General features: G+C 64.2%; 13 protein-coding genes. 7 read left to right on the top strand and 6 right to left on the bottom strand.

Annotated elements, in window-relative coordinates:
- Positions 1–514: 514 nt before the first annotated feature.
- The gene (radC, locus tag EC912_RS14465) at positions 515–1,186 is read right to left on the bottom strand and encodes a RadC family protein (RefSeq protein ID WP_132145302.1); all 672 of its coding nucleotides are present in this window, start codon (positions 1,184–1,186) and stop codon (positions 515–517) included.
- Between the two features lie 155 nt (positions 1,187–1,341).
- Between radC and coaBC the strand changes: the two genes are divergently transcribed.
- The 3 genes from coaBC to EC912_RS14450 are packed head-to-tail and all read left to right on the top strand — an operon-like array spanning position 1,342 to position 5,355.
- A complete protein-coding gene (gene coaBC / locus EC912_RS14460; RefSeq protein ID WP_132145300.1) occupies positions 1,342–2,544 on the top strand; it encodes a bifunctional phosphopantothenoylcysteine decarboxylase/phosphopantothenate--cysteine ligase CoaBC in 1,203 nt (400 codons plus the stop codon).
- Between the two features lie 6 nt (positions 2,545–2,550).
- On the top strand, positions 2,551–3,006 hold the full coding sequence (dut, locus tag EC912_RS14455; protein ID WP_132145298.1) for a dUTP diphosphatase: 456 nt from the start codon (positions 2,551–2,553) through the stop codon (positions 3,004–3,006).
- Between the two features lie 24 nt (positions 3,007–3,030).
- A complete protein-coding gene (locus EC912_RS14450) occupies positions 3,031–5,355 on the top strand; it encodes a phosphomannomutase/phosphoglucomutase (protein ID WP_132145296.1) in 2,325 nt (774 codons plus the stop codon).
- Between the two features lie 31 nt (positions 5,356–5,386).
- Here EC912_RS14450 and EC912_RS14445 read toward each other — a convergent pair whose 3' ends face one another.
- The 3 genes from EC912_RS14445 to EC912_RS14435 all read right to left on the bottom strand — a co-directional run bounded on the left by EC912_RS14445 (position 5,387) and on the right by EC912_RS14435 (position 7,285).
- A complete protein-coding gene (locus EC912_RS14445; protein WP_243649296.1) occupies positions 5,387–6,028 on the bottom strand; it encodes a DUF4124 domain-containing protein in 642 nt (213 codons plus the stop codon).
- A 100-nt stretch (positions 6,029–6,128) separates the two neighbouring features.
- Complete coding sequence (gene pyrE / locus EC912_RS14440; protein WP_132145294.1) at positions 6,129–6,776, bottom strand: orotate phosphoribosyltransferase; 648 nt, start codon at positions 6,774–6,776, stop codon at positions 6,129–6,131.
- Between the two features lie 2 nt (positions 6,777–6,778).
- Positions 6,779–7,285 carry a GNAT family N-acetyltransferase gene (locus EC912_RS14435; protein WP_165973617.1) on the bottom strand — a complete coding sequence of 169 codons (507 nt, stop codon included), beginning with the start codon at positions 7,283–7,285 and terminating at the stop codon, positions 6,779–6,781.
- An 84-nt stretch (positions 7,286–7,369) separates the two neighbouring features.
- Between EC912_RS14435 and EC912_RS14430 the strand changes: the two genes are divergently transcribed.
- The 3 genes from EC912_RS14430 (at position 7,370) to EC912_RS14420 (ending at position 9,841) form a co-directional block, all read left to right on the top strand.
- The gene (locus tag EC912_RS14430) at positions 7,370–8,140 is read left to right on the top strand and encodes an exodeoxyribonuclease III (protein WP_132145290.1); all 771 of its coding nucleotides are present in this window, start codon (positions 7,370–7,372) and stop codon (positions 8,138–8,140) included.
- Positions 8,137–9,435, top strand: coding sequence for an AmpG family muropeptide MFS transporter (locus EC912_RS14425; protein ID WP_243649295.1), 1,299 nt, complete (start codon positions 8,137–8,139; stop codon positions 9,433–9,435). The genes EC912_RS14430 and EC912_RS14425 overlap by 4 nt, the downstream gene beginning before the upstream one ends.
- Before the next feature lie 97 nt (positions 9,436–9,532).
- Positions 9,533–9,841: a hypothetical protein gene (locus EC912_RS14420; RefSeq protein WP_132145288.1), complete on the top strand. Its 309-nt coding sequence runs from the start codon at positions 9,533–9,535 to the stop codon at positions 9,839–9,841.
- Here EC912_RS14420 and EC912_RS14415 read toward each other — a convergent pair.
- Together EC912_RS14415 and EC912_RS14410 are read right to left on the bottom strand one after the other, a co-directional pair.
- Positions 9,838–10,959, bottom strand: coding sequence for an anhydro-N-acetylmuramic acid kinase (locus EC912_RS14415; RefSeq protein WP_132145286.1), 1,122 nt, complete (start codon positions 10,957–10,959; stop codon positions 9,838–9,840). The two genes, EC912_RS14420 and EC912_RS14415, sit on opposite strands and share 4 nt — an antisense overlap.
- A gap of 6 nt (positions 10,960–10,965) precedes the next feature.
- Entirely contained in the window at positions 10,966–12,369 is a 1,404-nt protein-coding gene (locus EC912_RS14410; protein WP_243649294.1) for an OapA family protein, read from the bottom strand.
- 223 nt (positions 12,370–12,592) lie between these two features.
- Here EC912_RS14410 and tyrS point away from each other — a divergent pair, with 223 nt between their 5' ends.
- Positions 12,593–13,798 carry a tyrosine--tRNA ligase gene (gene tyrS, locus EC912_RS14405; protein WP_132145282.1) on the top strand — a complete coding sequence of 402 codons (1,206 nt, stop codon included), beginning with the start codon at positions 12,593–12,595 and terminating at the stop codon, positions 13,796–13,798.
- Positions 13,799–14,001 lie beyond the last annotated feature (203 nt).

Genomic DNA, 14,001 nt, shown 5'->3' with positions numbered 1-14,001 from the left:
AGCGAATATGGAACCGGCAATCCTAGCAGAGTAGGCGGGGGGCGCTGGTACGAAAGGACGGGAGCGGAGGCGGTACTTTTATCCACGCAGCCTGTGGATAACTCTGTGGGCAATATGCGTCCGGCGTTTGCCTCCCGGGCGCCTTACCGTAAAGACTCGGTACCGTCACATGGTGAAGTGATTTAAATCAGCAAGTTACGGCGTTGACCTCTGTGTGGACAACAGCTGTGACCGCCAAGTGAGAAAATTCGTGTTTGTGCATAAGTCGAATGGCGCAAAAACGGCAGGGTGCCGCGGGATGACTTCCCGCTAGCCGCCGCCACCCTGGTTTTCCGACGAATCGTCGAAACGACGCCTGGTCGTCATTTCGCTGTCATCGCCCTCGCCGATACTTCTCCACGTGCTCCGGTGTCTCCCCGGCCGACGGGCACACGGGTCATCGACAGCCCCTCCCTCGGAAGATGACCCACAACGGCGCGGTGCGGCAACCGCGCCGTTTTTCTTTGGGGCGGCGCTAAAGCAGTCCGCGCAACGCCATCGACACCGGCTCCCCTTCACCGACGATCAGATGGTCGAGGACGCGGACGTCGATCAGTGCCAGCGCCTGGCCCAGCACCTCCGTGATATCCCGATCGGCCTCGCTCGGCTCGGCCACGCCCGACGGGTGGTTATGGGCAAAGATCACAGCGCTGGCGTTGTGCTTCAGGCAGGCACGTACGACCTCGCGCGGGTAAACGCTGGCTCCGTCGACGGTTCCGCGAAACAGTTCGTCGCAGGCAAGCACCCGGTTCCGGTTGTCCAGGAACAGGCAAACGAACACTTCATAAGGAAGGTGCCGCAGCCGGGCGCTGAGATAGGCGGCGCTTTCGCGTGGATTGGCGAGGGCGGGCAGGTCCAGCAGCCGCTCGGCCAGCGCGCGGCGCGCCAGTTCCAGCGTGGCGATCAGGCGTGCGCGTTTGGCGGGGCCCACGCCGACGACGCGAGGCACGTTCTGGGGATCGGCGAGCAGTCGCGACACGCCGCCGGCCTTGCTCAACAGGGACCGTGCCAGCCCGACCGCGTCCTGTCCCACCGTTCCGTTCCCCAGCAGCACGGCGATCAGCTCCGCATCGGTGAGATGTGCCGCGCCCTGCGAAAGCAGGCGCTCCCTGGGTCGTTCGCCTTCTGGCCATTGCTGGATGCTCATCTCGCCATGATCCGGCGTTGGACCGACGGGAGCTATGAGTCGCGCCCAGGCCGACGTGTGGGCCGCGCCCGTGGGCGTGGTGGGCCGATGCAGGAAGAGACCCCGGCGAAATCCGTTAAGCTAGCTACCCGTTCCGAAAGCGCCGACAGATTGCCATGAATCTTGCCAAACGTCGCATCCTGGTTGGGATGACCGGAGGCATCGCCGCCTACAAGATCTGCGAACTCGTTCGCCGGCTGCGCGACCTCGATGTCGAAGTGCGCGTCGTGATGACCGAGGGCGCGACCCACTTCATAACGCCCACCACGATGCAGGCCCTTTCGGGTCAGCCGGTACGCGTCAGCCTGTGGGACGAGGCGGGCGAAGCCGCGATGGGGCATATCGAGCTGGCGCGCTGGGCCGAACGGTTCATCGTCGCGCCTGCCAGCGCCGACACGATCGCGCGCCTCGCGCACGGTTTCGCGAACGATCTCCTGACGACGGTGGCCCTGGCCACGGCGGCGCCCGTGTTCGTCGCCCCGGCGATGAACCAGCAGATGTGGGCACATGCCGCTGTGCAGGCCAACGTCGCCACGCTGCGTCAGCGCGGCGTCACCATCCTTGGGCCAGCCGATGGCGACCAGGCGTGTGGCGATATTGGTTCGGGTCGTCTGCTCGAACCCCACGAATTGCGCGACGCCCTGGTGGCATCGTTCGGCGACCGGCTGCTTGCCGGGCGCCGGGTGCTGGTCAGCGCGGGCCCGACTTACGAAGACATCGATCCCGTGCGCTTTATCGGGAACCGCAGTTCCGGGCGCATGGGATTCGCTGTAGCGGCCGCCGCGCACGAGGCCGGGGCCGACGTGACGCTGGTCGCCGGACCCGTGAGTCTTCCCACGCCGGTGGGTGTCCGTCGTATCGACGTGCGCAGCGCGCGCGAGATGCACGAGGCCGTGCTGGCGAACGCGGCGACCACCGATATCTATGTGGGTGCCGCGGCCGTGGGCGACTATCGCCCGGAAGCTCCCGCCAGCGACAAGCTGAAGAAGCACGACGGCCAGCCGCTGCATCTCGAACTCACCGAGAACCCCGACATCATCGGCGCGCTCGCGGTGCTTCCGTCGCATCCCTTTCTTGTGGGCTTCGCGGCCGAAACGCAGTCGATCGCCGATTACGCGAAAGACAAGCTTCGCCGGAAGGGCCTGGACATGATCGCCGCCAACGACGTCAGCGCCGGCCGCGGTTTCGAGGTAGCGGAGAACGCGCTGCATATTTACTGGGCCGACGGCGACGCGGTTCTGCCCAACATGCCGAAGACGGAGCTGGCGCGGCAACTCGTCGCGCACATCGCCGATCGCTATCGCACCAAACGGACGTAAGCCCTCTTGATCGACATCGAACTGAAAATTCTGGACCCCCGCCTCGGCGACACCATTCCCCTGCCCGAGCCGGCCACGGACGGAAGCGCGGGCATGGACCTGCGCGCTGCGTTGGAACAGCCCCTTACCATCAAGCCGGGCGAAAGCTCCCTGGTGCCGAGCGGTATTGCCATTCATATCGGCGACCCGGCATGGTGCGCGCTGATCGTGCCGCGGTCGGGGCTGGGGCATAAGCATGGGTTGGTCATGGGCAATCTGGTGGGCGTTATCGACGCCGACTATCAGGGCCCGCTGATGATTTCGTGTTGGAATCGCGGAAACGCGGACTACACCATCGCGCCGGGTGACCGGATCGCGCAATTATTGCTGGTGCCGGTCGGCCGGGCGCGTCTGCGCGTGGTCGAGGGGTTTGCGCCGTCGCACCGCGGTGAGGGTGGCTTCGGTTCTACAGGGGTGGGCTGACGTCTCCAACGGAGAAACACGGGTATGGCGGGGAAGGCAGGAGGCGCGGGCAAGGGGATTCGTATCGACGTCGCAGGTTTGCTCCCACTCGTGGGGGCGACGCTGCTGATCGCGGGCGGACTCTTCTGTGTTTGGCAGACATGGCTGATCGCCGATGAGGCGGATGCGGCGGAACGCGTGCGCTCGGCACAGCGGCAGGCCGTTCACGATATCGGCGAAGTCATCGCGGCCCGGCACGCCCAGGTTGCCAAGGCGGCAGCCGATCCCGTGCTGGCCAGCATCATCGACGACCACGGTGCGGCCGCCCAACGCCTGAAGCAGTTGCTGCCCGATTCGAAGGAGATCGAGGTTTATAGCGGCGGCCTCGATGAAGTCGTGCGCGCGAATTACCGCGAGTTCGGTTATGCCAAGGCGGCACAGTTGATGGCGGCACTGGGTTCGGACGAACAGTCGCCGGTCCAGTCGTTCCTTGTCGGCACCGAACGCGAGTTGAGTGTCGTCGAGCCCATCGGCGGTCCAGGCGCAGTTCGCGCCTACGTATGGCTGCAGTACCCGTTCGATTCGGTGCATACGCGTTTCGAAAGCATCCAGCCCGCATCGGGTCGCATCGAGCTTCGTCAGGGCGAGGGCGGTTCGAACCTCCAGTTGCTGACAAAGGGCAGCACGTCGCCGACCCTCGAGGACCAGGGGCAGCGCATTCCGGGTAGCGCGCTCTATATCTATGCCGCGTTGCCTAAAGCTTTTATCGTGCTGCCGCATTCGTGGCCGCTGACGCTGGTGCTTGCACTCGCCGGACTGGCTGGCGGTATCGCGCTGCTCTGGATGCGATCGCGTCCCCGGCAGGTCGTCGTGGCCGAGCCCGAAGACATGCTGGTGGCGGATGTCGTGCGTGAACCGCCCCGGCTGGCAACGCCCGTGCGCGTTCTGGAGTCGCCGAAGGCTCGCGAGCCCGAGACGGTGACCGTCGATCCATCGATTTTCCGCGCCTACGACATACGAGGCATCGTCGGGACGAACCTCAACGCAGGCGTCGCCCGTCTGATCGGACAGGCGGTGGGTAGCCTGATGCGTGAGCAGGGGCTGTCCGAAATCGTCATCGGCCGCGATGGCCGGCTATCCGGCCCGGAGTTGGCTGGCGCACTGTCCGAAGGACTTCGCGCTGCGGGCGTCGATGTCATCGACCTGGGTGCGGTGCCGACGCCGCTGGTTTATTTCGCGACGTTCAAGTTCAACACAGGCTGCGGTGTCGTAGTGACCGGTAGCCACAATCCGCCCGATTACAACGGCTTCAAGATTGTCGTCGGCGGCCAGACCCTTTCCGAAGGGGCGATTCAGGATATCTACAAGCGCATCGACGAGAAGCGCCTGGATAATTCGGGCGGCGGCGGCCTGCGCACGCAGGACATCGTGGGCGATTACGTCGAGCGCATCGCGTCGGACGTGTCGGCCGAGGGCCGGCTGAAAGTGGTGGTCGACTGTGGCAACGGCGTTGCCGGCGACGTCGCTCCGCGCGTGCTCGAGGCCATCGGCTGCGAAGTCATCCCCTTGTACTGCGACGTGGACGGTACGTTCCCGAACCATCATCCCGACCCGTCGGACCCGCACAACCTTCAGGACCTGATCGTGTCGGTGCAAAAGACCGGCGCGGATATCGGCGTGGCGTTCGATGGCGACGGCGACCGGCTGGGCGTGGTCACGCGCAGCGGCGAGATTGTCTACGCGGATCGTCTGTTGATGCTGTTCGCGCAGGATGTTCTGTCGCGTAATCCGGGCGCCACGATTATTTACGACGTGAAGAGCACGGGTCACCTGCGCAAGCTGGTGCAGGACTCTGCTGGCGTGCCGTTGATGTGGCGCACGGGCCATTCGCTGATAAAGGCGAAAATGCGGGAAACCGGCGCGGCTCTCGCGGGCGAGATGAGTGGGCACTTCTTCTTCGCCGACAATAACCGCTGGTATGGATTCGACGACGGCATCTACGCGGCGGCGCGTTTGCTGGAGATCGTGGGTCGCGATGTCGATGCGGGTGGGACGTCCGACGAGATTTTCGAGACGTTGCCGCAGAGCCTGTCCACACCGGAACTGAAGGTGGCGATGGCCGAAGGTGTAAGCCATCGTTTTGTCGAGGACCTTCGCGCCAAGGCCAGCTTCGGCGACGCACGCCTGACGACGATCGACGGCATCCGGGCCGACTGGAGCGATGGCTGGGGACTGGTGCGCGCGTCCAACACCACGCCAGCGTTGGTTCTGCGCTTCGAGGCCGACAACGGCAAGGCGCTGGAGCGGATCAAGGAAGTCTTCCGCCAGCAGATCCACGCGATGGACCCGTCGCTGACGCTGCCGTTCTGACCCGGGCGATTCGGGCGAGGCGGCAGTCTGATCAGCCGCCGGGTTTCTGGGCTGCGCGCAGTTCGCGATAGTGCTGCAGCTGGGCGTCGGCTTTCGTCCGCGCCGCATCTTTGGCTTGCTGCTGGCGCTGGAGCGTGGTCCGGAGTGTGGCGACGGTGTTGCGCTGTTCGGTGATGCGATCGCTCAGATAGGGCGGCAGCGGCTGCTTCGCCCGTTCCAGATCCGCGCCGCGCGACAGCAGCTCGGCCAGCGTCTTTTCCTGACTTTGCAGATTCAGGCGCGTGGTCCTGGCCGCCTGCTCGAATGTTTCGACCTCAGCCGTCTTCGCGGACGTGAACGACGCTTCGTCGGGATAGGCGTTGAGCATCTGCATGTCTTCGCGCTGACGGTTCTGCGCGGCGAGCTCGTCGGCGGCACGCTGATCGGCGACTTTGCGCGCGGCAATGCGCTCGTCCGGCGTCAGGGCACGATCGATGTGCTTCACGACGACGCCCTGGCTGTTGACCACGTCGTAGCCATTCTGGATGGCTTCCGAGCTCAGGCTGTCGCTGAAATAGATGTGTCCCTGACTGTCGCGCCACTTGTAGCGGAACGCATTGGCGTTGTCCTGCGCGGCGGTAGCGATGCCCGCATACAGACCGGCGCAAACGACGACGTAAAGCAAAATTCGCATGGTGTCCCCTCCTGCGCCGGAGTATATCCATCATGAGGCCGCAGGCGCGGCCGCTGATACGTTGACGTGACGCAGTTGCCGTTTCGGCGTGGCGACGAGCTTAAGCGTCGACGCCGTACTGGTCGCGATAGGCCACCAGTCGCCCGTGCTCGGTTGCCAGATCGGGACGCTCGCCCGCGAAGGCGAGGACATCGGCAAGGGTGGCGATAGCGATGACGGGTATACCGAACTCGGCCGTGACTTCCTGCGCTGCCGACCGATCGCCCTTGCCGCGCTCCTGCCGGTCCAGCGCGATGAGAACGCCTGCCGGCTCGGCACCGCTGGCGCGGATGAGGTCGAGCGATTCGCGTACGGCGGTGCCGGCGGTCATGACATCGTCGACTATCAGCACGCGCCCCTTGAGCGGGGCGCCGACGAGGTTTCCGCCTTCGCCGTGATCCTTGGCTTCCTTGCGGTTATAGGCCCACGGCACGTCGCGGCCGTGGTGGTCCGCAAGCGCGATTCCGGTGGCGGCGGCAAGCGCGATGCCCTTGTAGGCCGGGCCGAGCAGCATGTCGAAGCCGAGGCCGGACCGTTCGATGGCGGCGGCGTACGAGCGTCCCAGGCGGGCGAGGGCGCCGCCGGAATCGATACGTCCCATGTTGAAGAAGTACGGGCTGGTACGGCCGGATTTCAGGGTGAACTCGCCGAATCGCAGTACGTCGCGGGCGAGGGTGAGTTCGATGAATTCGCGCTGGTAATCGTGCACGGTCAGGGCTCTTTGGAAGTATCGGAAATCAGTGGGCGCCACAGCACGTGCTGGGGGCCGGCATCGCCGCCATGGTACAGCTGCCCGTCGTCGACGTAGCCCGCGCGGCCGTACAGGCGCACGGCGGAGGCGTTCCTGAGGTTGACGGTGAGGACGATACGGTCCCGGTCGGGATATCGCCGCGACAGATCCTGGCGAATTGCCTCGAGCGCGCCCGCGCCCAGACCTCGTCCCTGCTGCGTCGCGTCGATCAGGAAACTGCGCAGGCCCAGCGACCCGGGTGCGGGACGGCCGGTGACGACGGACACATTGCGTTCGATCCGGACGAAGCCGACGACCGTGTCGCCCTCCAGGATGGCCAGGGCCTCGCTTCCGGGGCATACATCGATGTCCGCGAACGTGTCGGGCATGGCGCTCACGAATGCGCGCTGTTCGCTATGGACACAGAGGCGCAGGGCGGCATCCCGGTAACTGCCAATGGCAGGAACGATGCGTAGGGGAATCGGCATGGCAGCATCGTAATGGCCGGACATCGGGTCGTCCACGTGCCTTGGTATGATGCGCCGATCCGTCCATCGACCCCCGAAGGCACCATGCGCATCATTTCCCTGAATGCCAACGGCATACGCTCCGCCGCGACCAAGGGCGTTTTCGAATGGCTGCGTTCGCAGGACGCCGACGTGGTGTGCCTGCAGGAGACCAAGGCGCAGGAAGCCCAACTGGTCGATCCGATGTTCCGACCGGACGGACATCATTGCTTCTATCACGACGCCCGCAGCAAGAAGGGCTACAGCGGCGTGGCGATTTATTCGAAGCGCGAACCGGACGAAGTGCGCACGTCGCTGGGGCGCGAGGACTTCGACTGCGAAGGCCGCTACATCGAAGCGCGCTACGGCAACCTGAGCGTCGTGTCGTTTTATATCCCGTCGGGTTCGTCCGGCGACGAACGCCAGCAGTACAAGTTCCGCATCATGGAATGGCTGACGCCGATCCTGCGCGAGTGGGCCGCCAGCGGCCGCGACTATGTGCTGTGCGGCGACTGGAACATCGTCCATACCAAGAACGACATCAAGAACTGGACGTCGAACCAGAAGAACTCCGGCTGCCTGCCGGAAGAGCGGGCATGGCTCGACCTGCTGTTCAAGGAAATCGGTTGGGTGGATACGTTCCGCGCCCTCAAACCGGACGCCGTGGAATACACATGGTGGTCGAACCGTGGCCAGGCACGCGCGAATAACGTGGGTTGGCGCATCGATTACCAGATTGCGACGCCCTCGCTGCGCGACCGTCTGCGTGCGTGTTCCGTCTATCGCGACGAGCGCTTCTCCGACCACGCACCGTTCATCGTGGACTACGCCGAGTGACGGCAACCTCTCCGGCACCCCGCTACAAGGGGTTTCGTGGCGTTCTTCAGGCTTTCGCACAGCCGGGCGCCATCACGATGCTGTTCTTCGGACTGGCATCCGGTCTGCCGTTCCTTCTGGTGGGGAACACGCTTTCGGCATGGTTGAAGGAATCGGGCATCGATTACGGTGCCATCGGCCTCGCCAGCTACGTAACCTTCAGTTACAACTTCAAGTTCGTGTGGGCGCCGCTGGTGGACCGCTTCCGGCTGCCGCTCTTCTGCCGGCTGGGACAGCGGCGCGGATGGCTTATGTTCGCGTTGCTGTTGCTGACTGTCGGTTTGTTGGGCATGGCCATGATGCCGCCGGATGCTTCCCTGGCGCGCTTTGTCGGCGTGACGCTGATCGCGGCATTCGCGGGCGCCACCATCGATATCGTGGTGGACGCCTACCGCGTCGAGATTGCACCGCCCGAGGCGCAGGGCGCGCTGGCGGCGACCTACACGCTGGGTTACCGCTTCGGCCTTATCGCCAGCGGCGCGGGCATTCTCATCATCGCGGACGCGGTTGGCTGGCAGAAGGCGTACGTGGCCATCTGCCTGCTGCTGATTATCCCGATCGTCAGCGTGCTGGTCGTTCGCGAACCCGAGCATCGTGTCCGCGAGCGCGTGTCGCTGGCCGTTGCGGTGCAGGAAGGATTTATCGGGCCCTTCCGTGACTTTTTCTCGCGATACGGACTGGGGCTGGCGTTTGGCCTGATTGCTTTCGTCGGGCTGTTCCGCCTGCCGGATCAGATGCTGGGCGTGATGGCGTATCCCTTCTATCTGGATACGGGATTCACCAAGACGCAGATCGCCGAAGTTTCCAAGGTATACGGCGTGGTCGTGGGCATTGCCGGTGCGCTGGCGGGCGGCTGGGCGGTTACCCGGTTCGAGCTTCGCCGCCTCCTGGCCGTGGCTGGCGTCGGTGTGGCGGTGTCGAACCTGCTCTATATCGTGATGGCGAACCACCCGGGCGAAACCTGGAGCTTCGTCCTGACGCTGTCGGGCGACAATTTCGCACAGGGATTCGCGGGGCCCGTGCTTGTTGCCTTCATGTCCTCGCTGGTCAACCGCAGCTTTACGGCCACGCAGTACGCGTTGCTCAGTTCGCTGGCGAACCTGCCGGGCAAGGTGATCGGCGGCATGTCCGGTTTCCTGGTGCGGGATTCCGGTTACACGACGCTGTTCCTCATCAGCACGGTTTCCATCGTGCCGACCCTGATCGTTCTTGCCCTGTTGTGGCGGCGAATTCCTACGATCGCGGCCCCTCGCTGACGTTCGGTCTATAGCGACCGGCCGGGGAGACCACATCGCCGATTCTGTGCAAGAATCGGCCGCACAGGGGGCATGCGCGATACAGGAGGAGACGCACGTGCCGGATATTGTTGTCAGACATATCGACGAAGCGATGGCGGAGCGCATCAAGACGCTCGCGCGCGAGCGCCGCTGGTCGATCAATGAAGTGATCCTGCATGCCTTGCGTTACGGCCTGGGCATGGGGGCGGGCGACGTGTTCAGCGAATTGCTGCTGGAGCCGGGCGATATCGCGCATCTGACGGGGGCTTACGACGCGCAGGAGCAGGCGGCCTTTCAGGAGGCGTTGAACGCCCTGTCGCAGGCGTCGCCATCCGCGCTTGCCGCCGCGGCAAAAAACTACTCCGAAGCGGGCGAATCGATTTAGGCCGTGGGAGCCAGGTAAACGGCTCCCAGTACACGGTGTCCGCTCGCGCCTGTGACGGCCGGTAAATTGCCCGGTCTGCCCAGTATTCTCTGCCGGGCAAGCCACGCGAACGCCATGGCTTCCATGAAATCGGGATCGATCCCATAAGCGGAGCTTCGCTGCAATTCCACCGGTCCAAGTCGACTCCTGATCGCTTCCATCAGCGCGGCGTTATGTACGCCGCCGCCGCACGCGACGACCTGTCGCGCGCCGTGGCCATAGCGCGCGATATCGTGAGCCACCGTGATCGCGCTCAGGGCCAGCAGGGTAGCCTGCACGTCGGCCGGGGCCAGACCGCTCAGTTCGCGGTGACCATCGAGCCATACGAGATGAAAGTGCTCCCGGCCGGTGCTCTTGGGCGGAGGAAGGGCGAAGTAGGCATCGGCGAGCAAGGCTGCCAATAGCCGTTCATCGACCCTGCCCGATGCAGCAAAGTGGCCGTCGCGGTCGTAAGGCTCGCCAAGCTGGCGCTGACACCACGCATCCATCAATCCGTTGGCCGGCCCGGTGTCGAATCCCGTGACCGATCCGTCGACACCGAGGATGCTGACGTTCGCGATGCCACCGAGATTCAGGACAACGCGTGGCTCCGCCGTCGGTGCGAGGACGTGGGCGTGGAACGCGGGCACAAGAGGTGCACCCTGGCCGCCCGCGGCGATGTCCGCACGGCGGAAGTCGGCCACGGTTTCGATGCGCGTGCTTTCGGCGATGACGGAAGCGTCGCCGATCTGCAGGGTAAAGGGGTGTTCGCCAGCGGGGCGGTGCCTGATCGTCTGTCCGTGCGAGCCCAGGGCGCGCACGTTCGATGCGGCGACGCCGGCCTGGGCCAGCACCGCCAGGGCGGCTTCCGCGAACAGGCGCCCTATGGCGACGTCGAGCCGGCCGTACGTATCCAGATCCAGTCGTTGCTCGTCCTGCGCGATCGCGAGGATGCGCGCACGCAGATCGTCGGGCCACGGATGGGTCAGTCCGGCGACGAGGGACGGCTGTTCGTCCTCGAAGCGCACCAGCGCGGCGTCTATGCCGTCTGCGCTGGTGCCGGAGATCAGGCCCAGATAAAGCTCACTGTTGTCCGCCATGGCGGATCAGTCGTCGCTACGGGTATCGGACTGGGCGCGGGCCAGCTTGACGCTGCTGTCCACCTGATTCAGGCGGGCCAGCTGGGGCTTGACCGCTTCGCTCTTGAACTTCGCCAGCTGTGCCGCGGGCAGGGGCTCGGGCTTCGGCAGGGTCACGGTCTGCGGGTCGCGCTGCGTATTGTTGACGCGGAATTCGTAGTGCAGATGCGGGCCGGTAGCCAGGCCGGTCATGCCCACGAAGCCGATCGTGCTGCCCTGGGTGACCCGCTGGCCGACGCGCAGATTCGCGAAGCGCGACATGTGGCCGTAGGCGGTGCTGATCGTGGCGTTATGTTGAATGACGACGAAGTTGCCGTAGCCGTTCATCCAGCCACGGAATTTGATGACGCCATCGCCTGCCGCGTGGATGGGCGTGCCGGTGGGGGCCGCGTAGTCGACGCCCTTGTGTGCGCGCATCTTGCCGAGGATCGGGTGCATGCGGCCGGCGCTGAACTGCGACGAGATGCGCGTGAAGTCGACCGGAATACGCAGGAAGGAGCCCGTAAGCGGACGCCCTTCCTCGCTGAAGTAGCTGTACTTGCCGTCGCTGTTCTTGAAGCGATAGGCCGTGTAGCGCTTGCCCTGGTTGACGAATTCGGCGGCGACGATGTCGCCTTCGCGGGCATAGGCGCCGTCGCGATAGATGTCGTCGTAAATCACGGTGAAGTTATCGCCGACGCGGAGGTCCTGCACGAAGTCGATGTCGAACTTGAATACTTCGGCGAGCTTCAGGACCATCGCGTTGCTCATGCCGGCCTTCGATGCCGCGCCGAACAGCGAGCTGTCGATGGTGCCGTGCGCGATATGTTCGCGACGCTGTACATCGCGCGACTGCGTCGTCAATTCCGGCTTTGCGCCATCGAGGCGAAGCGTGGCGATGCTGGCTTCGTCCTGGTCGAAGCGCACACCTTGCAACGTTTTGTTTTCGCCAAGCAGGAACTGGAATTCCTGCCCCGGCTTGATCTGGTGGAAGGCCTTCGTGCCGCCCGCGCCGTCGATGACGTGCTGCAGATCGGTAAGCGTGAGGCCCTGACCCTGGAAAATGTCCGAAAGCGTCTGACCGGGCTGCACCTGTACGGTCTGCCAGTCTTCGACGGCGACCAGGGGCTTGGCGGCTTCGGGATCGAGCTTCGGCAGCGTGAGCGGAACGACGGCATGTACAAGCGGGATGATGTCCGGCTTCTTCATGGCGCCGGCCCACGCGGGAATCACGAGGGCGGAAAGCACGACGATGAGGAAGGCGGTACCCGCGAGGATCCAGCGTTCGCGATTCCAGCGGATGGGCGGCTCGGCACCGGAGGTACGACTGAAGGACCAATGCGCGCAGCGGTCGTAGAAGTGGGAGTGCCGCCGCTGAGCCTTGCGACGCATGGCTAGCCGACGTGCGCTGTGCGCTACCCGATTGACATCACCCATCGCTTGAAGAATCCCGCTTGCCCCGAGTTGTCGCGTACCATAGCGGCCTTGTGTAAAGCGCGTCAACGCCTTTCACATCAAGGCTTTGCAACGATTCATTGGGTTAACGCACAATTAACCTCCACGCGCCCGTCACGTCCGTCGTAGCGCGTTCGGTACATATATATATGAGGAAGGCATGAACGAGCTGGAACAGGCCCTGTCGGTCATCGCGCGTGGCGCGGACGAGATCATCAAGCGTGAAGATCTCGAGGCGAGACTCAAGCTGGGCAGGCCTCTGCGCATCAAGGCGGGCTTCGACCCGACGGCACCCGACCTGCACCTCGGTCATACGGTCTTGCTCAACAAGATGCGTCAGTTCCAGGATCTGGGCCATCAGGTCATCTTCCTGATCGGCGACTTCACCGGCATGATCGGCGATCCCACCGGTAAGAACGTGACGCGCAAGCCGCTCACCCGCGAAGACGTGCTCGCGAATGCGGAAACGTATGCGGAGCAGGTCTATAAGGTGCTCGATCGCGACCGTACCGAGCTGCGGTTCAATTCCGAATGGTTCGGCAAGATGGGCGCCGCCGACATGATTCGCCTTGCCGCGCAACACACCGTGGCCCGGATGCTGGAGCGCGACGACTTCGCGAAGCGCTATGCCGGGCAGCAGCCGATCGCCATTCACGAATTCCTCTATCCGTTGGTACAAGGGTATGACTCCGTCGCGCTGGAGTGCGACGTCGAGCTCGGCGGCACGGACCAGAAGTTCAACCTGCTGATGGGGCGCGCCCTGCAGGAGCACCACGGTCAGAAGCCACAGATCGTGCTGACCATGCCCTTGCTCGAGGGGCTGGACGGCGTCAACAAGATGTCCAAGTCCCTGGGTAACTACATAGGTATCAGCGAGCCGGCCATCGATATCGTCACCAAGACGATGAAGATCGGCGACGAACTGATGTGGCGCTGGTTCGAACTGCTGAGCTTCGAGGTCTCGCTGGAGGAGCTGGAGCGTATGAAGGCGGATATCGCCTCCGGCGCGCTGAATCCCCGCGATGCGAAGCTGCGCCTGGCGCGCGAACTGGCCACGCGCTTCCACGATGCCGCCGCCGCGGAGCTGGCGATTGCCGGCTGGCACGCCGTGGTGAGAGGTGAGGGCGATACGTCGTTGCTTCCGTTGACGGACGTTTCCGTGACGGCCGAAGGCATTCGTTTGCCCGCGCTTCTGACCGCCGCCGGCATCACGACGAGCAATTCCGAGGCGAACCGGAAGCTCAAGGAGCGTGCCGTGCGCATCGATGGCGAGATCGTCGAAGACGCTCAGCGCGTTTTCGAGGCCGGTTTCGAGGGTGTCCTCCAGGTGGGAAAACGAAACTTCGCACGTATCCGGCTGATCTGACTGCGGTTTCGAAATTAGTTAAAAAAAGGGGTTGTGATTCTCTTCACATCTCGTATTATTCGCCCCCCGCAGTCGCCCAACGTCGTCACGACGGACCGATGCGGGAATTTTCGCTCCGCCAACGACCTCGAAAAAAAGATTGCTGAGGGTGTTGACGGAAACGAAAAAAACGCTAGAATGGGCGGCTCACCTCGGGACGAAAT

Origin of the sequence: Luteibacter rhizovicinus, assembly GCF_004342265.1 — a bacterium.
Classification (GTDB): Bacteria; Pseudomonadota; Gammaproteobacteria; order Xanthomonadales; family Rhodanobacteraceae; genus Luteibacter; species Luteibacter rhizovicinus_B.
The sequence above is the reverse complement of the archived record's forward strand: the minus strand, read 5'-3'. Positions and strand labels throughout refer to the sequence as shown.

Excerpts from the sequence above, each read along its gene's own strand:
- radC (WP_132145302.1), bottom strand. The coding sequence starts at position 1,186 with ATGAGCATCCAGCAATGGCCAGAAGGCGAACGACCCAGGGAGCGCCTG.
- coaBC (WP_132145300.1), top strand. The coding sequence starts at position 1,342 with ATGAATCTTGCCAAACGTCGCATCCTGGTTGGGATGACCGGAGGCATC.
- EC912_RS14450 (WP_132145296.1), top strand. The coding sequence starts at position 3,031 with ATGGCGGGGAAGGCAGGAGGCGCGGGCAAGGGGATTCGTATCGACGTC.
- EC912_RS14445 (WP_243649296.1), bottom strand. The coding sequence starts at position 6,028 with ATGCGAATTTTGCTTTACGTCGTCGTTTGCGCCGGTCTGTATGCGGGC.
- EC912_RS14435 (WP_165973617.1), bottom strand. The coding sequence starts at position 7,285 with ATGCCGATTCCCCTACGCATCGTTCCTGCCATTGGCAGTTACCGGGAT.
- EC912_RS14430 (WP_132145290.1), top strand. The coding sequence starts at position 7,370 with ATGCGCATCATTTCCCTGAATGCCAACGGCATACGCTCCGCCGCGACC.
- EC912_RS14415 (WP_132145286.1), bottom strand. The coding sequence starts at position 10,959 with ATGGCGGACAACAGTGAGCTTTATCTGGGCCTGATCTCCGGCACCAGC.
- EC912_RS14410 (WP_243649294.1), bottom strand. The coding sequence starts at position 12,369 with ATGCGTCGCAAGGCTCAGCGGCGGCACTCCCACTTCTACGACCGCTGC.
- tyrS (WP_132145282.1), top strand. The coding sequence starts at position 12,593 with ATGAACGAGCTGGAACAGGCCCTGTCGGTCATCGCGCGTGGCGCGGAC.